Annotated in this window: 22 protein-coding genes; 6 read left to right on the top strand and 16 right to left on the bottom strand. The window is 60.8% G+C overall.

Going from position 1 to position 24,718, the window contains the following annotated elements:
- Window positions 1-37: 37 nt before the first annotated feature.
- From AB8A38_RS26790 to AB8A38_RS26775, 4 genes are all read right to left on the bottom strand, one after another.
- A complete protein-coding gene (locus AB8A38_RS26790) occupies window positions 38-871 on the bottom strand; it encodes a MipA/OmpV family protein (RefSeq protein ID WP_315843277.1) in 834 nt (277 codons plus the stop codon).
- A 322-nt stretch (window positions 872-1,193) separates the two neighbouring features.
- A complete protein-coding gene (locus tag AB8A38_RS26785; protein ID WP_439087969.1) occupies window positions 1,194-2,279 on the bottom strand; it encodes an acyltransferase family protein in 1,086 nt (361 codons plus the stop codon).
- A gap of 87 nt (window positions 2,280-2,366) precedes the next feature.
- Window positions 2,367-2,879 carry a protease adaptor protein RcdA gene (gene rcdA / locus AB8A38_RS26780; protein ID WP_068735127.1) on the bottom strand — a complete coding sequence of 171 codons (513 nt, stop codon included), beginning with the start codon at window positions 2,877-2,879 and terminating at the stop codon, window positions 2,367-2,369.
- 573 nt (window positions 2,880-3,452) lie between these two features.
- Window positions 3,453-3,644, bottom strand: coding sequence for a DUF1192 domain-containing protein (locus AB8A38_RS26775; RefSeq protein ID WP_315843279.1), 192 nt, complete (start codon window positions 3,642-3,644; stop codon window positions 3,453-3,455).
- Between the two features lie 109 nt (window positions 3,645-3,753).
- Between AB8A38_RS26775 and AB8A38_RS26770 the strand changes: the two genes are divergently transcribed.
- From AB8A38_RS26770 to AB8A38_RS26760, 3 genes are all read left to right on the top strand, one after another.
- Window positions 3,754-4,749 carry an NAD(P)H-quinone oxidoreductase gene (locus AB8A38_RS26770; protein WP_120291731.1) on the top strand — a complete coding sequence of 332 codons (996 nt, stop codon included), beginning with the start codon at window positions 3,754-3,756 and terminating at the stop codon, window positions 4,747-4,749.
- A gap of 123 nt (window positions 4,750-4,872) precedes the next feature.
- Window positions 4,873-7,749, top strand: a complete 2,877-nt coding sequence (locus AB8A38_RS26765; RefSeq protein ID WP_439087968.1) for an EAL domain-containing protein — start codon at window positions 4,873-4,875, stop codon at window positions 7,747-7,749.
- Window positions 7,750-7,898: 149 nt separating this feature from the next.
- Window positions 7,899-9,509 carry a hypothetical protein gene (locus AB8A38_RS26760; protein WP_439087967.1) on the top strand — a complete coding sequence of 537 codons (1,611 nt, stop codon included), beginning with the start codon at window positions 7,899-7,901 and terminating at the stop codon, window positions 9,507-9,509.
- Window positions 9,510-9,511: 2 nt separating this feature from the next.
- Here AB8A38_RS26760 and AB8A38_RS26755 read toward each other — a convergent pair whose 3' ends face one another.
- The gene (locus AB8A38_RS26755; RefSeq protein WP_439087966.1) at window positions 9,512-10,150 is read right to left on the bottom strand and encodes a YqgE/AlgH family protein; all 639 of its coding nucleotides are present in this window, start codon (window positions 10,148-10,150) and stop codon (window positions 9,512-9,514) included.
- 154 nt (window positions 10,151-10,304) lie between these two features.
- On the opposite strand from AB8A38_RS26755, the gene AB8A38_RS26750 reads away from it, so the two are divergent.
- Together AB8A38_RS26750 and AB8A38_RS26745 are read left to right on the top strand one after the other, a co-directional pair.
- Entirely contained in the window at window positions 10,305-11,132 is an 828-nt protein-coding gene (locus tag AB8A38_RS26750; RefSeq protein WP_184511499.1) for a protein-disulfide reductase DsbD domain-containing protein, read from the top strand.
- 113 nt (window positions 11,133-11,245) lie between these two features.
- The gene (locus tag AB8A38_RS26745; protein ID WP_439087965.1) at window positions 11,246-12,622 is read left to right on the top strand and encodes a flippase; all 1,377 of its coding nucleotides are present in this window, start codon (window positions 11,246-11,248) and stop codon (window positions 12,620-12,622) included.
- A gap of 41 nt (window positions 12,623-12,663) precedes the next feature.
- Here the strand turns inward: AB8A38_RS26745 and AB8A38_RS26740 are convergent, their stop codons facing one another.
- The 11 genes from AB8A38_RS26740 to cysG form a co-directional block, all read right to left on the bottom strand.
- Window positions 12,664-13,452: a 3-hydroxybutyrate dehydrogenase gene (locus AB8A38_RS26740; protein WP_089265413.1), complete on the bottom strand. Its 789-nt coding sequence runs from the start codon at window positions 13,450-13,452 to the stop codon at window positions 12,664-12,666.
- Complete coding sequence (locus tag AB8A38_RS26735; RefSeq protein WP_315843284.1) at window positions 13,452-14,648, bottom strand: DUF3734 domain-containing protein; 1,197 nt, start codon at window positions 14,646-14,648, stop codon at window positions 13,452-13,454. The genes AB8A38_RS26740 and AB8A38_RS26735 overlap by 1 nt, the downstream gene beginning before the upstream one ends.
- A gap of 110 nt (window positions 14,649-14,758) precedes the next feature.
- On the bottom strand, window positions 14,759-15,268 hold the full coding sequence (locus AB8A38_RS26730; protein ID WP_231079717.1) for a CAP domain-containing protein: 510 nt from the start codon (window positions 15,266-15,268) through the stop codon (window positions 14,759-14,761).
- An 84-nt stretch (window positions 15,269-15,352) separates the two neighbouring features.
- Window positions 15,353-16,393: a sulfate/molybdate ABC transporter ATP-binding protein gene (locus AB8A38_RS26725; RefSeq protein WP_116662616.1), complete on the bottom strand. Its 1,041-nt coding sequence runs from the start codon at window positions 16,391-16,393 to the stop codon at window positions 15,353-15,355.
- Window positions 16,383-17,276 carry a sulfate ABC transporter permease subunit CysW gene (gene cysW / locus AB8A38_RS26720; protein ID WP_089265417.1) on the bottom strand — a complete coding sequence of 298 codons (894 nt, stop codon included), beginning with the start codon at window positions 17,274-17,276 and terminating at the stop codon, window positions 16,383-16,385. The genes AB8A38_RS26725 and cysW overlap by 11 nt, the downstream gene beginning before the upstream one ends.
- 6 nt (window positions 17,277-17,282) lie before the next feature.
- Window positions 17,283-18,119, bottom strand: coding sequence for a sulfate ABC transporter permease subunit CysT (gene cysT / locus AB8A38_RS26715; protein WP_439087964.1), 837 nt, complete (start codon window positions 18,117-18,119; stop codon window positions 17,283-17,285).
- A 66-nt stretch (window positions 18,120-18,185) separates the two neighbouring features.
- Entirely contained in the window at window positions 18,186-19,175 is a 990-nt protein-coding gene (locus AB8A38_RS26710) for a sulfate ABC transporter substrate-binding protein (RefSeq protein WP_439087963.1), read from the bottom strand.
- Window positions 19,176-19,382: 207 nt separating this feature from the next.
- Window positions 19,383-19,895, bottom strand: coding sequence for a DUF934 domain-containing protein (locus AB8A38_RS26705; protein ID WP_315843286.1), 513 nt, complete (start codon window positions 19,893-19,895; stop codon window positions 19,383-19,385).
- A complete protein-coding gene (locus AB8A38_RS26700; protein WP_439087962.1) occupies window positions 19,882-21,537 on the bottom strand; it encodes a nitrite/sulfite reductase in 1,656 nt (551 codons plus the stop codon). Before AB8A38_RS26700 ends, AB8A38_RS26705 begins: the two co-directional genes overlap by 14 nt.
- Before the next feature lie 12 nt (window positions 21,538-21,549).
- Complete coding sequence (locus AB8A38_RS26695) at window positions 21,550-21,864, bottom strand: DUF2849 domain-containing protein (protein ID WP_068735099.1); 315 nt, start codon at window positions 21,862-21,864, stop codon at window positions 21,550-21,552.
- Window positions 21,861-23,297, bottom strand: a complete 1,437-nt coding sequence (gene cysG / locus AB8A38_RS26690) for a siroheme synthase CysG (protein WP_315843288.1) — start codon at window positions 23,295-23,297, stop codon at window positions 21,861-21,863. The genes AB8A38_RS26695 and cysG overlap by 4 nt, the downstream gene beginning before the upstream one ends.
- A gap of 302 nt (window positions 23,298-23,599) precedes the next feature.
- Between cysG and cysP the strand changes: the two genes are divergently transcribed.
- A complete protein-coding gene (gene cysP / locus AB8A38_RS26685) occupies window positions 23,600-24,601 on the top strand; it encodes a thiosulfate ABC transporter substrate-binding protein CysP (protein ID WP_439087961.1) in 1,002 nt (333 codons plus the stop codon).
- The last annotated feature ends 117 nt before the right edge of the window (window positions 24,602-24,718 follow it).

Here is a 24,718-nt window from a genome sequence, read left to right as displayed (position 1 = left end):
GCGTGCGCCGTATTGGCACGCTGTGCTATCGTACGAGCTACCGCACGCCGACATCGAACGAATAAGCGACGCCAAGGCCATAGGTGACCTGATTGGTCGACCCGCGGAATTTCACCAACGGACTGTCGGCGATGCTGCCGAGCAGCTTGTCATATTCGACATAGCCGCGCACTTCCCATTGCGGATCGAGCTTGTAGCGCAATTGCGCGCCCGCGCCGACCGAACTCGAGCCGCCCTTGGCGTCGTAGACTGGCAAACCTGACGCAAGCGCCTCGATATTGTTGACGCTGAAGTAAGTCTCCGCATATTTCGCATCCGTCACCCGGTAGCGCGGGCCAGCAGCAAAGGTCATCCGCTCGTTGAGCGGCACAATCACGTCGGCCGAGAAATCCGCGACGATGCCTTCGTGGCCACCGAGACCGCGGCGCAGTTCGGAGCGTAGGCGCAGCCAGTCGAAGGCGTAATATTCGGCGAAACCACCGAGTTCGACCGCGAAATCAACGTCCCTCAGACCGCGCAGCTCACTGTGATCGGCGGCCTTGCGCGCTGCTTTATAGTTGCCGACCGGACCGGCGCGAAAGCCACCGACATCGATCAGAGCGAAGCTCGCATTGTCGCGCATGCTCTTGAAGCGCGCCGGCGTCCCCGCCCGTCGGATCGAGATGATCGGCTTTGGCGCAAGTTCGGAGCTTCCCGCGCCTTCATAGGATGGCTGCATCTCGCCGCCGATCCCGACGGTCACGGTCCAGCCACCGGAGGCCGACGGCACGAAGGGCACCGATGGCAGCATCACCCCCGGATCAGCCGCGGCCGCAGCCGCCGGAAACGCCAATACACCGATGATACCGAACAGACGAGGAGACAAAGACATCAGATTCCTACTTGGATCGGCGCGGATTTTCGTGTGGCCGCGCTTCAATGCCACACCGCTGCGATTGCCTCGTGCGACATGGAGTCACCGCAGCAATGCGAAGATAGCCGGCGCGACCTGTCTTCAAAACTCGCATTGCTCTCGGGCCAACGCTCTGGCTTCCTGTCGGGAAACCCTATGGCAGCAGTACTTTGCGGAAGATGAAGCCCTTTGGGCAGTGGCATCGCTCACATTTCGGAGCAGCATGACAGTGATATCTGAACGAACGGATCGTCGCCGTCTGCGGCATCGCGCCGCACCGTTCGCAGCATCTCCGGCGGGCTTATGCCTTCGCTGGGACGTCGCTTCTCCGCGGGATGAACCGCTGCGTGATCCAGTTGCGCCCGGGCATCTCAATGAAGCGATAGCTGACTTCCGCGAGCGCCCAGATGATGGCGAAACAGACCAGCGACGCGGCGATATAGACAGCCTCGGTCTGGCCTAAATGCCGCCAGGTCCTGATAGCGAAACTGACGAACAGCGGATGGATCAGATAGATCGAATACGAGATGATGCCAAGCCGGTAGACCAGCGCGTTGCCGAACAGCAGTTGCGCCATCCGGCCATCACGCGAGAGCACCGCGACCAGCGGGATGTACAGCAGATACATCAAGCGATCGCTGGCATCGGCGAGACCGACCGCGATGATGACGAGCGGCAGCGCGACCACCAAAATGTCCTGCACGCCCGCCGACAGTCGATCGACCACATCCCCAAAGCGAAAGATCGTGAGGCCCAGCGTGAAGCCTCCCACCGCGCGCAGCAGCGGATAGAGCGAATTGCCGTTGACGACATCGAGCGGCCCACCCGAACCGCGGCCGCTGATGCTGACGGCATAGATGCCGAGCAACGCCACGATCACCGCGAGACCCGCGATCCACTTGCTGCCGCGCTGAGTGAAGGGCATCAGGATCGGCAGCAGCAGATAGGAGCCCATTTCGGCGCTCGCCGCCCAGGCCACGCCGATGATCGGGAAAATGTAGAGACCCCAGCCGGTCATCATCAGCAGGTTGCCGGTCCAGTCCCAGGCCGAATACATCTCCAGCTTCTCGCCGGACAGACCGGCTGCGATCTTGGCGACATAGAACAGCCCGATGATGAAATAGGCTGGGTACAGCCGCGCGACCCGTTTCAGCATGAAGGTTGCGAACGCCTTTCCGGTCAGATGCAGGAACGCGTCGCGATAGGTCAGCGCCATCACGTAGCCTGACAGCATGAAGAACAGGTCGACCAGCAGATAGCCGTAGGGAATGCGGAAGAACGAGCCGGTGCCGCCGGTTGCGAGCTGCACGTCACCGAAATGATACACGACGATGACAGCGGCGGCGACGCCGCGCACGCCGGTCAATGCCCTGATATCGTCTGCCATCGCCAATGCCCCCGCTTCAACCGCCTCATGTTTAGCGCATGAGCCGCGAGCGAGGAACAGCGTTCAGGGAATGCGAGGGACGCGCGATCAGCGCTCGAATGCGGCCTTCAGGCGATTGAGCTGCGGCACCAGCGGATTGCCGATCGGGGCGTGCGTGGTGGTCGCGGCGTGGATCGAAACGTCGAGCCGACGAACCTTGGTCTGCAGCACCATCGAACGCGCGATCAGTATCTGCAGCTGCTCCGGCAGCTTGAGCAGCATTTCTTCCGGACTCGGATCGGCGGCGCTGAGCTTGACCTTGGTCTTTTCACGATTGGCCTGGGTCAGCGTCATCTCGCCTTCCTTCACCGCACGGTGCAGCAGCAGCCATGAGGCAAGCTGCATGAGGCGGGTGGTGAGGCGCATGCTTTCGGTGGCGTAAGTCAGGCTGACGGAGCGATCCAGTGCCTTGGCCTCGCTACGGCCGACGCCGTCGAGATAGGCTGCGGTCTCTTCGACCAGATCCATCCCCTCGCGAAACAAGGCGCCGAAGGCAGCAGAATTGGTCAGCCGCTCGCTGAACTGAACGAGAGCGGGTTCGCTGTGCAAACGATCCGACATAGTTAACGCCTCACGCAAATGGTTTCGCAGCCAGCTCTGAACGGCGGGCTTATGATGAACAAATCATTACGCGTGCGTGCGTGAGAGTCCAGCGGCGTAAAATTAAAGAAGTATTTATGGTTTCCAACGCGATTGAACGATCGCGGACGCCCCAAAAGAAGACATGAGTACCAAAAAAAGAGCCGCCGTTTCCGGCGGCTTTAAAGTTGATAACAGGGAGGCGTCAAACAGAGTGGACAGGAGCCACTCGGTGTCCAAACAAGGACAATTTAAGTAATATGCGAGAAAGCTTAATTGCGCGTAAATGCGCGGGCTTTCTTCACGATCCGTTTGCCATGCTAAGCGTCGCAATATGTCTCGGAATGAGACAATGTCGGGATCGTGATTGAAGGAAGCGTCGGCGGTATTTTGCAGGCCTCTCGTCCGTCATTGCGAGCGGAGCGAAACAATCCGGTCTTTCTTCGCGTATGGCTTCCGGATTGCCACGTCGGTTCGCTAAGAGGAAAGCTGCAGGGCAGCTTTCCTTGACCTCTCAATGACGGCAGAAGCCGGAAAGCGCCGTTCAATAGCCCGTCACGACTTGAAAAAGCGATCCGCCGCATCGCGCGTCGCGCGCTTCAAGGTCATGCTCGATTGCAGCCGCGTGATCTCACCATTGAGCAGCGCGATCCGATCGGCGAGTTCTTCCACTGATAGCAGCGAGAGGTCCTGCCCGATCTCGTGGCTGAGCTTCTTTTTCGGTTTGTCGTCGTCGTCGATCGCCATTTGGGGACCTCCCCGTCTCAAATTCGAATATGCACCGGATGTTGCCAGCATTGATCCGGCTGTTTAATCAGATGGCCAGCCGACATCCCGCACGCCGCAAGGACAAATCATGGAAAAGCTGCCCACGCAAATGACCGTCGTTGGTATCAGCAAACCGGGCGGCCCCGAGGTGCTGATTCCCGAAACGCGCCCCGTTCCGAAGCCGGGTCCCGGCGAAATCCTGGTGAAGGTCGCAGCCGCCGGCGTCAATCGTCCGGACGTCGCACAGCGCTCTGGCGCCTATCCGCCGCCGCCCGGCGCCAGCGATCTGCCCGGCCTCGAAATCTCCGGTGAAGTCGTCGCCCTCGGCGAAGGCGCCACCAAACACAAGCTCGGTGACAAGGTGATGTCGCTGGTCGCCGGCGGCGGCTACGCGCAATATTGCATCGCCCAGGATGCGCAGGCGATGACGGTCCCCGAAGGCTTCTCGATGACCGAGGCCGGCGCCACCGCCGAAACCCTGATGACCGTCTGGCACAACGTGTTCGAACGTGGCGGCTTGCAGCCCGGCGAGACCGTGCTGATCCATGGCGGCTCCTCGGGCATCGGCACCATGGCGATCCAGCTCGCCAAGGCGCTAGGTTCCAAGGTGATCGTCACCGTCGGCTCGCAGGACAAGGTCGATGCCTGCCTCAAGCTCGGCGCCGATCACGCCATCAACTACAAGACCGAGGACTTCGTCGAACGCGTCAAGGAAATCACCAAGACCGGCGTCGAGCTGATCCTCGATATGGTGGGCGCGGATTATGTGGAGAAAAACTTCGATGCCGCCGCCGTCGATGGGCGCATCGTGCAGATTGCGGTGCTGAACGGCCCGAAAGCCACCATCAACGCTGCCAAGATCATGGTGAAGCGGCTGCACTATACCGGCTCGACTCTGCGGCCCCGCACCAATGCCGACAAGGCCGCCATGGTCAGGGCGATCGAGGCCAATGTCCTGCCGCTGCTCAAGGCCGGCAAGGTTAAGCCCCTGATGGACAGCACTTTCCCGCTGGAAAAGGCTGCAGACGCGCACAAACGCATGGAAACCAGCGCACATATTGGCAAAATTGTGTTGGTCGTTTAGGGCTGGAGAACAGCCGGAAACCCTTTGATTTATCTCGCTTTCATGTCATTTATCGCGCGTCGGGAAATGGCCCTGCTTCTGCGTGACGCAGGGTCGATGTTTTGTTGATCGCGGAGAATGACATTGCGTTTGATCAGGTGGCTCGCGCCGCTCGCGCTCGGCCTGATGACTGTTGTTGCCGCAGCACCGGCACAGGCTGTTGACGCTGTCAGCGTCCGCGGTGACGCGCCCGCGATCGATCTCACCGGCATCCTCGAATATCAACATAGCGACACCGATCGCATCCAGGTCTCCACCGCACCCGGCACCGACGGCATCGTTCGCCGCATCGAGGTGCGTGGCCGCGAAGCCGGTCAGAACTGGGTGGTGTTCGCGCTCGCCAACAACACCGACGACCAGCTCGATCGTCTGATCGTCGCACCGCATTATCGCATCGTGTCGTCGGGCCTCTTGTGGCCCGATCTTGGCCTGTCGCGCATTGCGACCATCACACCGTCGACCGGCGACCGTCCGGAACGTCAGGACTCGGCCACCGCCGATATCTTCCGCGTCACCCTCGACCCCGGCGCCGTCATCACCTTCGTCGCCGAACTGCGCACCAACAAGCTGCCGCAGCTCTATCTGTGGGAGCCGGAAGCCTACAAGGACAAGGTCAACTCCTTCACACTGTACCAAGGCATCGTCATCGGCATCTCCGGCCTGCTGGCGCTGGTGCTGACGATCCTGTTCGTCGTGAAGGGCAGCATCATGTTCCCGGCCGCCGCGGCGCTGGCCTGGGCTGTGCTGGTCTATATCGGTGTCGACTTCGGCTTCTGGGGCAAGGTGCTCGACATGTCCCAAGGCGCCGAGCGCGTCTGGCGCGCCTCGGGGGAAGCGATCCTGGCGGCGACGCTGCTGGTGTTCCTGTTTGCTTATCTCAATCTCAGTCGATGGCATGTCCGCTACTCGCACATCACGCTGGGCTGGCTGACTTTCCTTGGCTCTCTCGTAGGTCTGGCGCTGTTCGATCCTGCGGTCGCCTCGGGCATCGCGCGCATCTCGCTGGTGCTCATCGCCTTCGCCGGCTTTGCGCTGATCGTCTATCTCTCCACCCATGGCTTCGACCGCGCGGTGTTGCTGATTCCGACCTGGTTCCTGCTTGTGGTCTGGGTCGTTGCCGCTGGCATGACCGTCGCCGGCAGCGTCACTAATGACATCGTCGGGCCCGCGCTGCTCGGCGGGCTCGTGCTGATCGTGATGCTGATCGGCTTCACGGTCATGCAGCATGCTTTCGCAGGTGGCGGCGCCACCAATGGCATCGTGTCGGACGTCGAGCGCCGCGCGCTGGCGCTGACCGGCTCCGGCGATCTGATCTGGGACTGGGACGTCTCGGCCGACAAGGTGTTCACCAGCCCTGAGACCGAAGCGCTCCTCGGCCTCAAACGCGGCACGCTGGAAGGCCCTGCCGCAAGCTGGCTCGAAGTGCTCCACCCGCTCGATCAGGACCGCTTCCGGGCGGCGCTGGACAGCGTGCTCGACCAGCGTCGCGGCCGCCTCGTGCAGGACTTCCGCCTGCGCACGCCCGACGGTCACTTCATGTGGTTCGCGCTGAAAGCACGCCCGGTAGTTGGCTCCGACGGCGAAGTGTCACGCGTGGTCGGCACCCTCACCGACGTCACCGAGATCAAGAACGCCGAAGAACGCATGCTGCACGACTCGGTGCACGACAATCTCACCGGCCTGCCGAACCGCAAGCTGTTCATCGACCGCCTCAACGCCGTGGCGAATTTCTCCAAGACCGTGCCCACCATGCGGCCGACCATCATGGTGATCGACCTCGATCGCTTCAAACAGGTCAACGATTCCGTCGGCATCGCCGTCGGCGACTCGATCCTTCTGACGCTGGCCCGTCGCCTCACCCGCATCCTGAAGCCGCAAGACACGCTGGCCCGCCTCGCCGGCGACCAGTTCGGCCTGATCCTGATGTCCGAGCAGGACGCCGCCAAGATCACCGCCTTCGCCGAAACCATCCGCAAGACCATCCGCGCACCGATTGCCTTCAACGACCGCGAGATCTTCCTGACCGCATCGATCGGCTTGGCGCTTTCTGACCCCGCGGTGCCCCTCACCGACGAGCTCATCAAGGACGCCGAGCTTGCGATGTATCACTCCAAGCGCATCGGCGGCGACCGCATCGACGTCTACAAACCGGCCATGCGCGCCCGCAAAACAGATCGCCTGACGCTCGAATCCGAACTGCGGCGCGCCATTGAGCGCCAGGAAATCACCATCCTGTACCAGCCCATCGTTCGGCTGGAAGATCGCTCCATCGCCGGCTTCGAAGCGCTGGCGCGTTGGGATCACCCGAAGCTCGGCCGCATGTCGCCGTCGGAATTCATCGCCATCGCCGAAGAGATCGGCCTGATCATCGATCTCGGCATGTTCGTGATGGATCAGACCGCACGCCAGCTCGCGATCTGGCAGCGCGCGATGCGCTCGCGCGAGCCGATCTTCGCCAGCGTCAACGTCTCCTCGCGGCAGCTGCTGCGCCACGACCTCCTGCATGACATCCGCACCGTGCTGTCACGCTCGTCCGTCGCGCGCGGCACGCTGAAGCTCGAACTCACGGAATCACTGGTGATGGAAAATCCGGAACATGCAGCGCAGATGCTGCACCGGATCCGCGAACTCGGCACCGGTCTTTCGCTCGACGATTTCGGCACCGGCCACTCGTCGCTATCCTATCTGCAGCGCTTCCCGTTCGACACGCTGAAGATCGACCAGTCCTTCGTCCGCACCACCTCGCGCGGCACCCGCCCGGTGATCCTCAAATCCATCATCGCGATGGCCCACGATCTCGGCATGGACGTCGTCGCCGAAGGCGTCGAGACAGATTCGGATGCGGTGGAGATGTATCAGCTCGGCTGCGAATATGCCCAAGGCTTCGCTTTCGGCGAGCCGATGGATGCGGATGCCGCGATGCGCATGCTGACGGAAGAGCGATTGGAAGCGGCGAGCTGACTCGAGCCGGATACCACTCGTAAACCATACCTGCGCAGCTGCGACCTCTTGCCCTCTGCAAGGAGAGATTGCGCGATTCGCATTTAGCAATTCGGCAAGATTCACTTGGTAGGCAAACACCATATTCATTTGTGGTTGCATCGCTCATCGTGACGTCAATTTCCACCCATGAACTGCCATTTCTGGCGGACGCCGCGGTTGCGGCCCCACGTCCCCATGACCGGCTTCGGCTGTTTTTGGTCGTGGCGGGCGCGATGGCGATCGGCGCGGTCTATGCCGGATGGGCCGGCGAGGACGCCAATTGGGATTGGCAGAATTATCACGAATACAACGTCTGGGCATTGCTCAATGGCCGTTACGATCACGATGTAATCCCACCGGGCTTCCAGACCCACTTCAACCCGATCATCTACTTCCCCTGGTACTATCTCCGTCACGCGCTGCCGCCGGTTATTGCCGGGATGACCATGGGCGCGGTGCATGGGCTCAATCTCGCGCTGGTCTACTGGCTGTCACGGATCGTGCTCGGGCACGCAGCCAATACGATGACGGTTGTCGCTGCATTGTTGCTGGCTGCGCTGGGGCCGATGACGCTGTCAGAAGTCGGCACCAGTTTTTCCGACATTCTCACTGCGATCCCGATTATCGCCGGGCTAGCGCTGATGCTGGCTGCCGATGAACCACGACCGATACGTTACATCGTCGCAGGACTTCTGGTCGGCCTCGCGCTCGGCTTCAAACTCACCAACATCGTCTTCGCAATTGGTCTGGCAGGCGCCGCACTTGCCGCGGCACGCCCTCTGATGGCCGTAACCTGCCTCACCATCGGCGGCGCGATCGGCACGATCATGACGGGCGGCGTCTGGAGCCTGATGCTGTGGCGTGAATTCGGCAATCCGTTCTTTCCGCTGTTGAATAGTCTGTTTCCCTCGCCGGAGATGCGAGAAATTACGCTGCTTGATCGCCAATTCATTCCGAAGGGAATTCTGGATGGCCTAGCCTATCCATTTCATTGGCTCGTCGGAAATTTCCGCAGCTCAGAGCTACCGTTTCGCGACGCACGCTTTGCGATGCTATGCGTGTTGCTTCCGATCGCCTTCATTGCTCAAATAAAGTATGCGCGCGCTATTTTTTCGCGGCGTGACTTGCAACTCCTGATCTTCTTTGTCACGTCTTATGCGGTCTGGCTGATCTTGTTCTCGATCCAGCGCTATGCCGTCGCACTGGAATTGCTGACCGGGCCACTAATCGTGTTGTTGCTGGTACGCATTGTCACGGCATTTCGCTCGACCATCCCCACGCATCCTGTCAGCCAACACGCAAGCCGCTCGATCTTCATCATTGCAGCGATCACCGCTGCATGGTCGCAGCCAACCGACTGGTGGCGACGACCATGGTCAAATCCCTACGCGCCAATGATTTCCTCGCGGCTTTCGCAACCCGCGACCTATCTGTTACTCGACAAGCCGCTGGCTTTCGTCGCACCACTCCTGCCTGCTGGATCCCGCTTCTACACGATTGCCGATCTCGCTTTGCCGATCCTGCCTGCCGGCAAATACGACAATCGCATCCGAGCGGGTTTGAAGGAGCCATTGCCCGGCGGCGTGTGGGAGATGCACATCAAAGGTCGGCCGTTCCGCGCAGAAGCACTGTCTGCCTATGACCTGATGATCGATGCGACGCAGCCCTGCGTGGAGATCGAAGGTGCCCAACTGGGCTCCACCAACGTGGCGTGTCCGTTGCGCTCCACCGGCTCCTGACGTCAGGCGTGCCCGGCCTCGGCCGACAACATCCCCGGGGCGATCCCGATCTTCTGCAGCGCGCGAAGATACTTCTCCTCGACATCGCCGCCGAAGATGAGATCCTCATCAGCCGCGCAATGCAGCCAACCATTGCCCTGGATTTCGTCTTCCAACTGGCCCGGCGCCCAGCCGGCATAGCCCAGCGCGAGAATCGCGTGCTTGGGTCCACCGCCATTGGCGATGGCGCGCAGGATATCCACGGTCGCCGTGAGGCAGACGCCATCGTCGATCGGCAGCGTCGCATCCTTGATGAAGAAATCGCTGGAATGCAGCACGAAACCGCGGCCCGTCTCGACCGGGCCACCCTTCAGCACTTTCATGCTTTCGGCGCTTTCCGGGAGCTTGATGCTGTCGGACTTTTCAATAATGTCCAGTTGAACCAGCAATTCCGGAAAATCGATGCTCCCTGCAGGCCGATTGACGATGATGCCCATGGCACCTTCCGACGAATGCGCGCAGACGTAAATCACCGAACGGGCGAAGCGCTCGTCTTCCATCACAGGCATCGCAATCAGCAACTGCCCATCGAGGTAGTTGCCGGTGTCGCCGACACTGGATTTCGTGCGGCTTTTCCGCGGGCGCTTGCGAGTGGGTTCCATCAGCAAACCGCTCTCATTTCGTTGCCTATCCTGATATTGGGTCTGGGTTCTGTCAATCAGCCTTCCGCAACGCATACGAAAACCGGATCACAAGCAGTTCAATAGCTTAAGACAGGTTTGGCTTTATGACAGGCCCACCCTGTAAGGACGCCCGATGACCGCATCTGTTCCGCATCACATTGTCGCTGTCTGCGCCGCGGGCCTGCTCCTCACCTGCAGCGCGCAGGCGGAGGACACCTCACCTTGGCAGATAGACAGTCATTCGCAGATCAGGCTTGTGGCAGGCTCGCGTAGCGGGCCGGTGATGCTGGGGGGTATCGCGATCCAGCTTCAGCCCGGCTGGCATACCTATTGGCGGAACCCCGGTGATTCCGGGGTCCCGCCCCGCTTCGATTTCTCCAAATCGGAGAACCTGGATACCGTCACCATCCTGTGGCCCGCGCCGAAAAAATTCGAGGATGGCGCCGGCGGCCTGTCGCTGGGCTATGTGAAACAGGTGGTGCTGCCGATGCGGGTGATCGCCAAGGACCCCGGCAAGCCAGTGATTCTCCGTGCGGCAATCAATTACGCGGTCTGCGACAAGCTATGCATTCCGGTCGACGCCAATGCCGAACTCGCTTTTACCAGCGTGGCCAGCACTGAAGACGGCGCGCTGACCGCGGCGCTCGATACCGTGCCGAAGCCGGCGACCATGGGCGACGCCGGTCCGCTGACGGTGCGCGACCTCAAGCGCGAGGGCAAGAATGTGTTCGTCGACGTCGTTGCGCCAGAGGGCAGCGAACCCAACCTGTTCGTCGAGGGCCCGACGCCGGAATGGGCGCTGCCCATCCCCAAACTCGAGGCCAAGAGCCCGCCGGGCGTGAAGCGCTTCAGCTTCGAACTCGATGGCGTGCCGCCCGGTGCCACGACCGACGGCGCCGCGCTGAAACTGACGCTGGTCGGCAGCGACCGGGCGTATGAGTTCAACGTCAACCTGCCCTGATACCACTCGCGTTTAACCTGTTGCGCGCAACCGCACATCTCCGTCCAACCGGATGTTAACGACTGCTTGCTACGCCAGACCACCGCCGCGCGCCTGCGGCTGAGGACCTTGTCGTGGCCGTGATGGACGCAAACTCCGCACCCGCAACCGCGCCCACCGGCCTCAAGGCCAGGCTGCGCGCGCTGTTCACCGGCTCAGGCGAAGCCTCGCTGACACGCCGCCTAGCTGGCACCATCTTCCTCATTCGTGTGATTTCCGCCGGCCTCGCTTATTTCTCGCAGATCCTGCTGGCGCGCTGGATGGGCACGTCGGATTACGGCATCTATGTCTATGTCTGGACCTGGGTCCTGCTGCTCGGCTCGATGATGGATTTCGGCATCGCCGCTTCAGCCCAGAAGATCATCCCGGAATATCGCGCCAGCGGCGACCACGCGCGGTTGCGCGGCTTTCTCTCCGGCAGCCGCTGGATGACCGGCATCGTCTCGGTGATCGTCTCGCTGCTGCTAGCCGGCCTCGTCAAACTCATCTCGCCCTGGATCGACGCCGAGACCGTCGTGCCGCTCTATCTCGGCTGCCTGACACTGCCGGCCTTCGTCGTCGCCAACACGCAGGATGGCATCGCGCGCTCCCATGACTGGATGCGCCTCGGCCTGATGCCGCAATTTATCATCCGCCAGGCGCTCATCATCGGCTTCACCGCCGGCGCCTTCGCACTGGGCTTTAAGCTTGGTGCGACCATCGCGATGCTAGCCAGCGTCGCGGCCGTCTGGGTCGCGATGATCGGCCAGATGATCGTGCTCAATCGCCGGCTCGCAGCGCATATCGAACCCGGCCCGAAAGCCTATGACTATCGCGACTGGCTCGCAGTGTCGTTGCCGATCCTGCTGGTTGAGAGCTTCTATCTGCTGCTGTCCTACACCGATGTGCTGGTGCTGCAGCAGTTCGTCTCATCCGACGAGGTCGGCGTGTATTTCGCTGTTGTGAAGACCCTGGCGCTTGTGTCGTTCATTCATTACGCGATGTCGGCGACAACAGCGCATCGCTTCACCGAATATCACGCGGCCGGCGACAAGGATCGACTCGCCGCTTACGTCACCCACGCGATCAAGTGGACGTTCTGGCCGTCGCTCGCGGCGACGCTGATCCTGCTCGCTTTGGGCAAGCCGCTGCTCTGGCTGTTCGGTCCGCAATTCATGGGCGGTTACGACATCATGTTCATCGCAGCCATCGGCCTCGTGGTGCGGGCCGCAATCGGTCCGGTCGAGCGGCTGCTCAACATGCTCGGCCACCAGCACATTTGCGCCGTCGCCTACGCGTCGGCCTTCGTCATGAATCTGGTGCTGTGCCTCGTGCTCGTGCCGAAATTCGGTGGCCACGGTGCGGCAGCAGCAACCTCGATCGCGCTGACATTCGAGACGATCTTGTTGTTCTGGATTGTGCGGCAGCGCCTCGGGCTGCACGTGCTCGCCTTCGGGAAGCGCGCCGCCTGACAACCTCCCCCTGCAAGGCAGGAGGAGGTCAGGAAGCAAATTTACTCTGCCGTCCAGCCACCATCGATCGACAGGTTTGTTCCAGTGATCTGCGCGGCATCATCACCGCACAGGAACAGGGCCAATGCCGCAACCTGTTCGGAGGTCACAAATTCCTTGGTCGGCTGGGCTTCGAGCAGGACGTCGTTGATGACCTGCTCTTTGGTCAGTCCGCGCGCCTTCATGGTGTCGGGGATCTGTTTCTCAACCAGCGGCGTCCAGACATAGCCGGGTGAGATACAGTTGCAGGTGATCTTGTGGGTCGCGACTTCCAGCGCAACGGTCTTGGTCAGGCCGGCAATGCCGTGCTTGGCAGAGACATAGGCCGACTTGAACGGCGAGGCGACCAGTGAATGCGCCGAGGCGGTGTTGATGATGCGGCCCCAGCCGCGCTTTTTCATGCCGGGCACGGCGGCGCGGATGCCATGAAAGGCCGACGAGAGATTGATAGCGATGATTGCATCCCACTTCTCAATCGGGAATTCCTCGATCGGAGACACAAACTGGATGCCCGCATTGTTGACGAGAATATCGACCGATCCATAGGTCTTCTCGCCGAGCGCGATCATTTCGGCAATTTCAGCCGGCTTGGTCATGTCGGCTGGGGAATGGATCGCCTTCACCTTGAAATCGCTCTCGATCGCCGCGCGTTCCTTCTCGATGTCAGCAGGGGCGCCCATGCCGTTGATGACGATATTGGCGCCAGCGCTTGCGAAAGCGCGCGCATAAGCGAGGCCGATGCCGCTGGTCGATCCGGTGACGACGGCGGTCTTGCCTGTGAGATTAGCCATTACTTGCTCCTGTTGGACGTCAAATGCTGCGGGAGGTCATTGTAGTCGTCGGCGGTGAGCGCATGCGTCACCATCGATTCGTCGGATTGCGGCCGCTCGAACCAGTCCTTGTGGCGCATCGAGAGGAACACATCGCGCTCGCCGGCGCCCCAGTGCTCCACCATCCCGATGCGCGAGAAATTGTAGTCCTTCGACGACGACTCGTAATTCTTGCTCGTATAGATCAGATGCACCACCGTGACGGTATTTTCCTTCGCGGCTTCCGACAGCAGGGCCACTCCGGGATCCTGCTTCAGTTCTGCCGGCAATTTACCAATCAGATCACGCAGCGCCTTGCGGATGTTGTGGATCTTCTTGTTCTTGTCCGTATTCATGCGGGTACGGCTGGAATAGCGAATGTCCTTTTCGCGTTCCTGCGCTTCCAGGATCGATTGCGGCAATGGCCCGCGCGCGCTGAACAGATCTACCTGGAAGATCAGCAGATCGCTGGTGACGTCATCCAGCACGAAATCTAGCGGTGTGTTTGAGGCGATGCCGCCATCCCAGAAATGCTCGCCATCGATGACGATCGAGGGAAACCCCGGCGGCAACGCGCCGGAGGCCATGATGTGCTCGGGCTCGATCCTTTTGCGATCTTTCTTGAAGAGCATGTTGTCGAAATAAGTGAAATTGCCGGTGGTCACGCTCACGGCGCCAACGCTTAGCCGGGTCTTGCAATCGTTGAGACGGTCAAAGTCGACCAGCCGCTCCAACGTCGCCTTCAGCGGCGCGGTGTCGTAATAGCTCTGCGACTGCGGACTGCCGGGCGGCCACAGCGGTGCGGGCGGAATCCGCGGCACGAAAAAACCTGGCACGCCGAATGTAGCAATGACAGCGGCGCCTGCCTCGTAGAAATAAGAGCGTGCGCGGTCATCTGTCAGCATCGGGCTCCAAGGGACCGGCGATGCCGCCATCTCCCAGAATTCCTTGAGCTTGCCGATCCGCTTGTCGCGCTCATTGCCGGCGATGATCGCCGCGTTGATGGCACCGATGGAGATGCCAGCCACCCATTCCGGCTCGAAATCATGATGACATAGCGCCTCATAGGCGCCGGCCTGATAGGAGCCAAGCGCGCCGCCCCCTTGCAGCACCAGGACGCGCTTGGCTTCGGCGGGTTTGCTGGCAGCGCTGGATTGAGGCTGATCGGACATATCCATGAGACCACTCGATCCTGTCGGCGACGGGAACCATACCGTGGCGCCCCCTTGCGGCGGCGTCAATCATGGATGGTGCAGAGCACCATCACGCTTCGGCTATCTGGGAAGGCTTATTTGGAATCCGTCGACGCCAGGATCATGGTCCAGAACACCTTGTATTTGGTGTTGGGAGCATAGATCGCCGCGATGCCCAGTTTTGTGACACCGGACTTCAGCATATTGGCTCGGTGCGGCGGCGAGTCCCGCCAGCCAGAGAAAGCTTCAGCCATGGTGTGATAGCCGGCCGAGACGTTCTCGACCGCCAGGGTCGCCGGATAACCGCCGGCATTCAGACGCTTAGCCAGCGGCGCCTTGACGTCGTGATCGAGCTTGTTTCGTTTCGCCATGGCGGTGGACTGGTCTTCCGCTAGCGCCATCAATGCGGGATCGACCACTACCGGACCGAGGCCATTGTTCTGCCGATACAGCGAGATCATCGAGGCTGCGGCCACCGGATCGAGCTTGGCGCCGCCATTGGCCATGCTGAGATACATGGTGGGCTGGTCCGGCACCGTATCGACGGTCCCCGCGCACCCTGCCAGCAACAGAAATCCCAGACTGGCCAGAGCCACCCGCTTCATCGGCAATCCCCCCAAATCAAGGGGCCGTTGTTGCACACCAACCGTGGCTGAAAGGTGAACGGACGGGATTTTAGAAAGCGCCAGTCACTCCTGCCCGGCAAAGATCCGGTAGCGCCGCGGCTGCAGGCTGATCGCATCGCCCGTGGTGAGCGGACGGTCGCGCGGGGCATCGATCTCCACCAGCGTATCATCGCCGGACAACGCGATGTCGGCGCGCTGGATCGGGCCGAAGGTGCGGACGCGGCGCACGGTGCCTTCGAGGGCTCCCTCGCCGAGCGGACCGATCTGCATGTCGTGACGACGAATAAACAATTTCGACGGGCCGCTTGCACTGCCCGCATCGATGTTGAGCGGGCGATGGCCGAGCTTCACCTGGCCGTCGCTTACATCGACCGGGAGCACGATCGACTCGCCTATGAATGAGTGCACGAAAGCCGTCGCCGGGTTATCGTAAACGTCGCCAGGCGTGCCGATCTGTTCGATCTTGCCCTTGTCCATCACCACGACGCGGTTGGCGACTTCGAGCGCCTCCTCCTGGTCATGCGTGACGAAGATCGAGGTGACGTGGATTTCCTCGTGCAACGTGCGCAGCCACTGCCGCAACTCCTTGCGGACCTTGGCATCGAGCGCACCGAACGGCTCGTCGAGCAGCAGAATGCGCGGCTCGATGGCGAGCGCGCGCGCCAGCGCGATACGCTGCCGCTGGCCGCCGGAGAGCTGGCTGGGATAGCGATTGGCGAGCCAGTCGAGCTGCACGAGATCGAGAAGTTCCTTCACCCGCGCGCGGATCTGCGCTTCGCTCTTGCGCACGGCGCGCGGCTGCACGCGCAGGCCGAAGGCCACATTCTCGAACACGCTCATATGGCGGAACAACGCATAGTGCTGGAACACGAAACCGACGTGGCGCTCGCCTGCGCCCCGTGCCAATGCGTTCTCGCCATCGAACGAGACTTCTCCGGAATCCGGCCAGTCGAGCCCTGCGATGATTCGCAGTAGTGAAGTCTTGCCGGAGCCGGACGGCCCGAGCAGCGCGAGCAACTCACCATCAGCAACCCTGAGGTCGACATTATCCAGCGCCTTGAAGGCACCGTACTGCTTTACGATATTCCGAACTTCAATCGTCACGGGGCAGCTGTCCTTCTTCGATCTGGCCTTCGAGGATGGTCTTTGCGATCAGCGTCAAGAGCGCCAGCAGAGCCAGCAGTGACGCGATCGCGAACGAAGCCACCAGTTGATATTCATTATACAGGATTTCCACCAGCAGCGGCATGGTGTTGGTCTCGCCACGAATGTGGCCCGACACCACCGAAACTGCGCCAAACTCACCCATGGCGCGCGCATTACACAACAGTACGCCGTAGAGCAGGCCCCATTTGATGTTGGGGAGCGTCACCACAATGAAGGTACGCCAACCACTCGCCCCCAGCGAGATCGCCGCCTCTTCCTCCTGCGACCCCTGCTCCTGCATCAGCGGGATCAATTCCCGGGCGACGAACGGGAAGGTGACGAAGGTGGTCGCCAGCACGATCGCCGGCACGGCAAACAGAATGTTGATGCCATGCGACATCAGCCATGGCCCAAAGAAACCCTGCGCACCAAACAGCAGCACGAATACCAGACCGGAGATAACGGGGCTGACCGAGAACGGCAGATCGATCAGGGTGACCAGCAAGGTCTTGCCCCTGAATTCGAATTTGGCCACCGCCCAAGCGGCGGCAACGCCGAATACCAGATTGAGGCTGACCGAGATCACTGCTGTGATCAGCGTCAGCCAGATGGCCGAGAGCGCCTCGGAATCTGCCAAGGCCGACAGATAGAACCCAACGCCCTTGGACAATGCCTCCGAGAATACCAAAATCAACGGCAGGACCACGAACACTGTCAGGAACATCACTGCGACACCGATAATGATGCCGCGCACGAGCCATGGCTCGGTATGCAGGTCCTGTCGTGCCACGGACTGGGCGCGCTCCACGGTGACTGGCGAATTGATAATTGTAATGGTCATGTCAGGTCAACTCACGGCCAGCGCGCGCGTCTGCGCCCAGCGCTGCAGCCGATTGAGCACGAAGATGATCAGGAATGAAAAGACCAACATGACCACCGCGATCGCCGTCGCATCGGCATAGCGGAATTCCGACAGCCGGATGACGATCAAGAGCGGCGCAATCTCCGACACATTTGGAAGGTTGCCGGCGATGAAGATCACGGAGCCATATTCGCCAACGGCGCGGGCGAACGCCAGCGCGAAGCCGGTGAGAATGGCCGGCGTGAGGCTGGGAATGATGACGCGGGTGATGGTTTGCCAACGGGAGGCACCGAGACAGGCTGCGGCCTCTTCGATCTCGACATCGAGATCGATCAGCACCGGTTGCACGGTCCGCACCACGAACGGAATGCCAATGAAGACCATCGCCAGGAAAATTCCGAGCGGCGTAAACGCTACCTTGATGCCGAGCGACGCCAGCGGCGCGCCCAGCCATCCGTTCTGCGCGAACAACGTCGTCAGCGCGATGCCTGCCACTGCAGTGGGCAGGGCGAACGGAATATCGACAATGGCATCGAACAGCCGGCGACCGGGGAACCGGTAGCGCACCAGCGCCCAAACGATAATCAGGCCAGCGACCAGATTGACCAGGGCAGCCGCGAAGGCCAATCCGAACGAAATCCTGAGCGCATGCAGTGTGCGGTTGCTGGTAACGGTATCGATGAACTGCGAGAGACTGAGATCCGCTGTCTTGACGAACAACCCGGCCAACGGGATCAGAATCAAAAGCGACAGCCATGTCAGGGTCAGGCCCATGCTCAGACCGAACCCCGGCAACGCACTTCGTTTAGGTGCCGCGCTCACAATGTCCCCTTGCTTTGGTAAAAGCCCCAGACTGGCGTACCGGTCTGGGTGTTTCGTTGCGAACGATCAGTTCTTGTAGATCTTGTCGAACACGCCGCCGTCGGTAAAGTGCTCGCTCTGCGCCTTGGTCCAGCCTCCGAACACATCGTCGATCGTAAACAGATCCACCTTGGCAAAGGAAGCCTCGTACTTCTTGGCAATATCGGCGTCACGCGGACGGTAGAAATTGCGCGCGGCGATCTCCTGACCTTCCTTGGTGTACCAGTATTTCAGATAGGCCTCGGCAGCAGCTTTGGTACCCTTTTTATCAGTGACGGTATCAACGACGGCAACCGGCGGTTCGGCTAGAATTGAAAGCGACGGCGCTACGATCTCGAACTTGTCCTTGCCGAATTCCTGGATTGCCAGATACGCCTCGTTTTCCCAGGCCAGCAAGACATCGCCGACGCCACGCTGAACGAAGGTGATGGTCGAGCCACGCGCGCCGGTGTCGAGAACCGGAACGTTCTTGAAGATGTTACCGACGAATTCCCTTGCCTTGTCCTTCGATCCATATTTCTTCAGAGCATAACCCCAGGCACCGAGGTAGTTCCAGCGCGCACCGCCAGAAGTCTTCGGATTCGGTGTAATGACGCTGACGCCGCTCTTGATCAGATCATCCCAGTCCTTGATGGCCTTGGGGTTACCCTTGCGCACCAGGAACACGATGGTCGACGTATAGGGCGACGAATTCTGCGCCAGGCGCTTCTGCCAGTCCTTGGCCAGCAGGCCCTTATTGGCGATTGCGTCGATATCGTAAGCGAGCGCGAGGGTGACCACATCGGCTTGCAGACCATCGATCACAGAGCGCGCCTGCGCCCCCGATCCACCATGCGACTGCTTGATCTCGACGCTTTTTCCGGTTTCTTTCTGATACGCAGCAGCGAACGATTTGTTGAAATCGACATACAGCTCGCGCGTCGGGTCATATGACACGTTGAGCAGCGAAATGTCTGCCGCATGCGCCGATGTTGCAATTAAGAGACCTACGATGACGGGAAGAATACGACGGACCATTTTGATCTCCATCCAACCTCACGACACGATCGTCATGAGGTGGGGGCAAAATCTTGAAGAAGCACCGCCAAGTCAACGAAACCAGATTCCAATGTTGGCGGCATGACGGCAGCAATGTGCTATGAATATGCCTTCGCACGGATACCGTATCGCGCGCTGGTCATTTGTCATCAACCAGCGTCGCGAAAGCCGTCAGCATGCGGCGAATTAGCGCGCGTTCTCGGCATGGCGTAACTGCATGCGCTGATGCAGCGCCGTGATGCGGCCATCGCCGGTGGGCTGATAGAACACCGTGTAGCGCTTCACCGTGGCGGCGAAGGCTTCCGCATCGGCATCCTTCTTCACCTCGAATGAATCGAAACCGGCGCGCAGCATGATGACGAACTGGTCGCGCAACACCTGGCCGGTTGCCCGCAATTCACCCTTGAACTTGTAACGTTCACGCAACAGGCGCGCCTGGCTGTAGGCACGGCCGTCACGGAACGTCGGGAAGACCAGCGCGACCACCGCGAGTTTGTCGAGATAAGGCACCAGCTCTTCCGGATCGCGGTTGTTCGGCCAGATCACGCCGGTCGGGCCGTTGCGCTTCAGCAGCGCCTCTAGATCGGCAAGAAAACGCGCGGCCGGAATCAACGCCGCCCCGTCGACCGGAATCTCCGCATCGTCGGCCACTTGAATATAACCGTCGGCAACGATCTTGCCTTGCTTAACGAGTGGCATAAACGCGCTCCTTGAACGGCTCGACGCCGAGGCGTTCGACAGTCTGGACAAACAATTCGTCCGGCCGGGCACGCAGTGCCAAATAGGCTTCGACGATATCCTCAATGACGTCGGCGACCTCGGCAAAAGGCACCGCCGGTCCGATCAGGGTGCCGACCACGGCATGCTCGTCGGCACGGCCACCGATTGTGATCTGGAAGAATTCCTCGCCGTTCTTCTCGACGCCGAGAATACCGATATGGCCGACATGGTGATGGCCGCAGGCATTGATGCAGCCGGAGATGTTGATATGCAGCCGACCGATCAGCTCCGCGAGATCGTGATTGGCGAAACGCCGCGTCAGTTCCTGCGCGATCGGGATCGATCGCGTATTGGCCAGCGAGCAGTAGTCCAGGCCAGGGCATGCGATGATGTCGGTGACCAGATTGACGTTCGGCGTCGCAAGACCGAGCTTGTCGAGTTGCCGCCACAGCGCCGGCAGGTCGCGTTTGGCGACATTCGGCAGCGCGAGGTTCTGCTCATGGCCCACGCGGATTTCGCCGAACGAGTATTTGTCGGCAAGATCGGCGACCGCATCCATCTGGTCGGCCGTGGCATCGCCGGGCGGGCCACCCACCGGCTTCAACGACAATGTCACGATGGCGTAGCCGGTCTGCTGATGCGGCGCGACCGAGTTCTTGAGCCAGCGCGCAAAATGCGGATCGGCCGACGCGGCCGTTAACTCGTCCGGCGTGTCGGAGAGCTTCTGATAGTGCGGATAGCTAAAGCGCGAGCGGATATCCTCGACAACCTCGTTGTCCAGCGTCAGCGCACTCTCGCGCGTCGCCAGCCACTCATCCTCAACTTCGGCGGCGAATTTCTCGATGCCCAGCTCATGAACCAGAATCTTGATGCGCGCCTTGTAGATATTGTCGCGGCGGCCATACTGGTTGTAGACGCGCAGGATGGACTCGACGTAGCTCAGAATGTCGCGGCCGTGCACGAACGGCTTGATCACCTTGCCGATGAATGGCGTGCGACCGAGGCCACCGCCGACCAACACTTCGAAGCCAGTCTCGCCGGCCTCGTTCTTGTGAATTCGCAAACCGATGTCATGCACCTTGATCGCCGCGCGATCATGGGCCGACGCAGTGATTGCAATCTTGAACTTGCGTGGCAGGAACGAGAATTCCGGATGCATGGTCGAATACTGCCGCAGCAATTCCGCCCAGATGCGCGGATCCTCGACCTCGCCCGGCGCGACACCTGCCCATTGATCGGTGGTGACATTGCGTGTGCAATTGCCCGATGTCTGCATCGCGTGGATGCCGACCGAAGCGAGATCTTCCAGCGCATCCGGCAGATCGGCGAGCTTGATCCAATTGAACTGGATGTTCTGCCGTGTGGTGAAGTGGCCATAGCCGCGGTCATAGCGTCGCGCCACATGCGCCATCTTGCGCAGTTGCGGCGATGACAGCGTGCCATAGGGAATGGCGACGCGGAACATATAGGCGTGAAGCTGAAGATAGACGCCGTTCATCAACCGCAGCATCTTGAACTCATCTTCGGTGAGTTCACCTGCGAGACGGCGCTTCACCTGATCGCGGAATTCCGAGACACGCTCGTTGATCAGCGTGCGATCGATTTCATCATAAGCATACATAATTCAGGTGCCTTAAGCCGAAGCCGGAAGGTCAATGGTGACGCCCTTGCGGCGAATCTGTTCACGGAGGTTGCCCGGCTCGACGGTGCCGTTGTCGTTCACGGCGACCGGCGCGATATAGGGACCGATGGCGCCAACATCATCGGCTGTGGATTCAGCAAGCAGCGCACGCGCATCATCGGCAGTGCGCACGATGGCAGCCTGCGCGAGGTCGGTGGTCCAGCCTTTATGGGCATCGCGATAAATCACCACGCCGTCCCATGTGCGATTGGCGGTCACCACCGACGGGCCGGTGATCTTGATTTTCTGTTGCAGCGGAGAGGTCATTCGGCAGCCACCAATAAATCTGAAACGAGCTTGTTGATCTGAGCGGCGCGCCACGGCGCGGAATGCGCCACGACATCGCCGATGATGAGAACCGCCGGACCGCCATCGATCTGGTCGACCAGCGCCGGGAGATCGTCGAGCATACCCACCGCCGCTTGGGCGTCCGGACGCGTCACGCGCGCAAACACGCCAACCGGCGTTTGTGGCGAGCGCCCGGCAGCGAGCAATCCAGCGCGGATCGTGGGGGCAGCGGTCATACCCATATAAACAACGACTGTCATCTTCTCGTCGGTGAGCGTCGACCAGTCGACCTTGTCGGCGTCCTTTTCCTTGTGCGCCGTCAGGAAGGTGATGCGCAGCGCTTCGCGGCGATAGGTCAGCGGCGCCTCGAACATAGCCGCAGCGCCAAGACCTGCGGTGATGCCGGGAATAACGGAGTAAGCAACACCCGCTTCGCGCAGCGCTTCGATCTCCTCGCCACCGCGCCCGAAAATGAAGGGATCACCGCCCTTCAAGCGCACGGCGCGTTGCCCAACTTTCGCGGCTTCGATCAGCAATTTGTGGATCGCATCCTGACCGATGCCAGGCTTGCCGACCCGGCGACCCACCGGAATACGCGATGCATCCCGGCGGATGCGGTCGAGCACTTCGGGTGACACCAGTTCGTCGTAAAATACAACGTCGGCGTCCTGCAGCGCGCGCAACGCCTTGATGGTCAGGAGATCCGGATCGCCCGGCCCAGCTCCCACCAGCGTGACGTGACCTTCGACAACGCCGGCCTGCGCTGCACCTGCATAGATCGAGAGATCGGCGATTTCCGTCAGCGCCTTCTCGGCCTCGGTACCTCGCCCCGCCAGCACCAGCGCGCCGATCGGACCGTCGACGATGCGCTCCCAGAACCTGCGACGTAACGGCGCCTCGGCGATCTTGTCGTTAATCGGTCTGCGCCAGCGCCCGATGAAGCCCGCGAGATCGCCGATCCGCGCCGGCAGCATCGCCTCGATCTTTTCGCGCACACGCCGCGCCACCACCGGCGACGCACCGCCGGTTCCGACGGCGACGACCACATCGCCGCGATCGACGATGGCCGGAAAGATGAAAGTGGAGTGCGCGAGCTCATCCATCACATTGACGGGCACGCCGCTCGCTTTGGCGCGCGCAGCCACCGCATGGCCGAGTTCGCCGGCGCCGGCGCAGAGCACAGCGATGGTCCCCGAAAGATCGGCGGTCACCGGATCGCCCTCGACATGTTCAATGCGCGCCACGCCATCGGCATCGAGCCCGGACGTGTCACGATTGCCGTCCGTTGCGTACCAGCGAATCCGCGCACCGGCCGCCAGCAGCAGCCTCAGCTTGGCGCGCACGAGTTCGCCCTGGCCGACAAGAATGATCGGCCCGGTCTGCAAATCGAGGAAGACAGGCAGAAACCGCATACATACTCCGCTGCCCCGAAATTCGGGGGTTGACTGGAATTATATTCTATATATCTCTCGATAACGAGGCGCAAAGAGAAGATTTTATCTTCTTCGAGGCGTTCTAACTATAGAATTTTTGTCCTCAAACACCAAGCGTCGTAGATGCTTCTTCTCAATAACGGTCGGCCGATGCAGGAGTTGCGCAAAATCGCACCCGTGCCCGCCCCCGTTGCGCAGCAAATTCCGGACCGTTTACCGGGCAAAACGCCGCAGCCGCCGCTCCCGGCCATCCGATCGCACTCACTCACAGGGGACTTCACGTGAACCGTTTCATTATCGCTCTCGCCGCCGGGCTCGGCATTCTCGCGACTGCACCCGCGCAGGCACAAACGCCGAACACTCTGCTCAATGTCTCCTACGACATCTCGCGCGAGCTCTATGCCGAGATCAACGTTGCTTTTGCCAAGCAGTGGAAGGCGAAGACCGGCCAAGACGTCACCATCAACCAATCGCATAACGGCTCGTCGCGCCAGGCGCGCTCGATCCTCGAAGGCCTCGAGGCCGATGTGGTGACCTTCAACCAGGTCACTGACGTGCAGGTGCTGTATGATCGCGGCAAGCTCATTCCGGCCGATTGGGCCAAGCGACTGCCGAATAATTCCTCGCCTTACTACTCACTACCGGCCTTCCTGGTGCGCGCCGGCAATCCAAAAGGCATCAAGGATTGGGACGATCTGGTGAAGCCGGGCGTGCAGGTGATTTTCCCGAATCCGAAGACTTCAGGCAATGCGCGCTACACCTATCTGGCTGCCTATGCATTCGCGAAGAACAAGTATGGTGCCGACAAGGCTGATGACTTCATCAAGAAGCTGTTTGCCAATGTCCCGGTGTTTGACACCGGTGGCCGCGCCGCCACCACAACCTTCGTCGAGCGCGGGACCGGCGATGTGCTGATCACCTTCGAGGCTGAGACCTCGTCGATCCGCGACCTCGCCGGCAAGGACAAGTATGAAGTGGTGGTGCCACCGACCAGCGTGCTCGCCGAATTCCCGGTGACCGTCGTCGACAAATATGCCGACAAGCACGGCACCAAGGCACTCGCGACCGCCTATCTCGAATTCCTGTATTCGCCGGAAGGCCAGGACATCGAAGCCAAGGGCTATAACCGCGTCACCGACAAGACCGTGATGACAAAATACAAAGACAAATTCCCGGAAGTGAAGCTGTACCGCGTCGAGGACGAATTCGGCGGCTGGGACAAGCTGAATGCCGAACACCTCAATCCCGGCGCAAAGCTGGACACGCTGTTCGGCGGGAAGTGAACCACAAACTCCGTCATGCCCGGGCTTGACCCGGGCATCCACGTCTTGGCTGCAAATGGACTAAAGACGTGGATGGCCGGGACAAGCCCGGCCATGACATGGGAGAGGACGGGCGCC

Source organism: Tardiphaga sp. 839_C3_N1_4 (genome assembly GCF_051811045.1).
Lineage (GTDB): Bacteria > Pseudomonadota > Alphaproteobacteria > Rhizobiales > Xanthobacteraceae > Tardiphaga.
This window is presented reverse-complemented; position numbering and strand designations above follow the sequence as displayed.

Bases quoted from the DNA above. Each gene is read 5' to 3' on its own strand.
- AB8A38_RS26770 (WP_120291731.1), top strand. From the start codon at position 3,754: ATGGAAAAGCTGCCCACGCAAATGACCGTCGTTGGTATCAGCAAACCG.
- AB8A38_RS26705 (WP_315843286.1), bottom strand. From the start codon at position 19,895: ATGCCACTCGTTAAGCAAGGCAAGATCGTTGCCGACGGTTATATTCAA.
- AB8A38_RS26700 (WP_439087962.1), bottom strand. From the start codon at position 21,537: ATGTATGCTTATGATGAAATCGATCGCACGCTGATCAACGAGCGTGTC.
- AB8A38_RS26750 (WP_184511499.1), top strand. From the start codon at position 10,305: ATGACCGCATCTGTTCCGCATCACATTGTCGCTGTCTGCGCCGCGGGC.
- AB8A38_RS26695 (WP_068735099.1), bottom strand. From the start codon at position 21,864: ATGACCTCTCCGCTGCAACAGAAAATCAAGATCACCGGCCCGTCGGTG.
- cysG (WP_315843288.1), bottom strand. From the start codon at position 23,297: ATGCGGTTTCTGCCTGTCTTCCTCGATTTGCAGACCGGGCCGATCATT.
- rcdA (WP_068735127.1), bottom strand. From the start codon at position 2,879: ATGTCGGATCGTTTGCACAGCGAACCCGCTCTCGTTCAGTTCAGCGAG.
- AB8A38_RS26740 (WP_089265413.1), bottom strand. From the start codon at position 13,452: ATGGCTAATCTCACAGGCAAGACCGCCGTCGTCACCGGATCGACCAGC.
- cysW (WP_089265417.1), bottom strand. From the start codon at position 17,276: ATGACCATTACAATTATCAATTCGCCAGTCACCGTGGAGCGCGCCCAG.
- AB8A38_RS26735 (WP_315843284.1), bottom strand. From the start codon at position 14,648: ATGGATATGTCCGATCAGCCTCAATCCAGCGCTGCCAGCAAACCCGCC.
- AB8A38_RS26790 (WP_315843277.1), bottom strand. From the start codon at position 871: ATGTCTTTGTCTCCTCGTCTGTTCGGTATCATCGGTGTATTGGCGTTT.
- AB8A38_RS26755 (WP_439087966.1), bottom strand. From the start codon at position 10,150: ATGGAACCCACTCGCAAGCGCCCGCGGAAAAGCCGCACGAAATCCAGT.
- AB8A38_RS26775 (WP_315843279.1), bottom strand. From the start codon at position 3,644: ATGGCGATCGACGACGACGACAAACCGAAAAAGAAGCTCAGCCACGAG.
- AB8A38_RS26730 (WP_231079717.1), bottom strand. From the start codon at position 15,268: ATGAAGCGGGTGGCTCTGGCCAGTCTGGGATTTCTGTTGCTGGCAGGG.
- AB8A38_RS26785 (WP_439087969.1), bottom strand. From the start codon at position 2,279: ATGGCAGACGATATCAGGGCATTGACCGGCGTGCGCGGCGTCGCCGCC.
- AB8A38_RS26710 (WP_439087963.1), bottom strand. From the start codon at position 19,175: ATGGTCCGTCGTATTCTTCCCGTCATCGTAGGTCTCTTAATTGCAACA.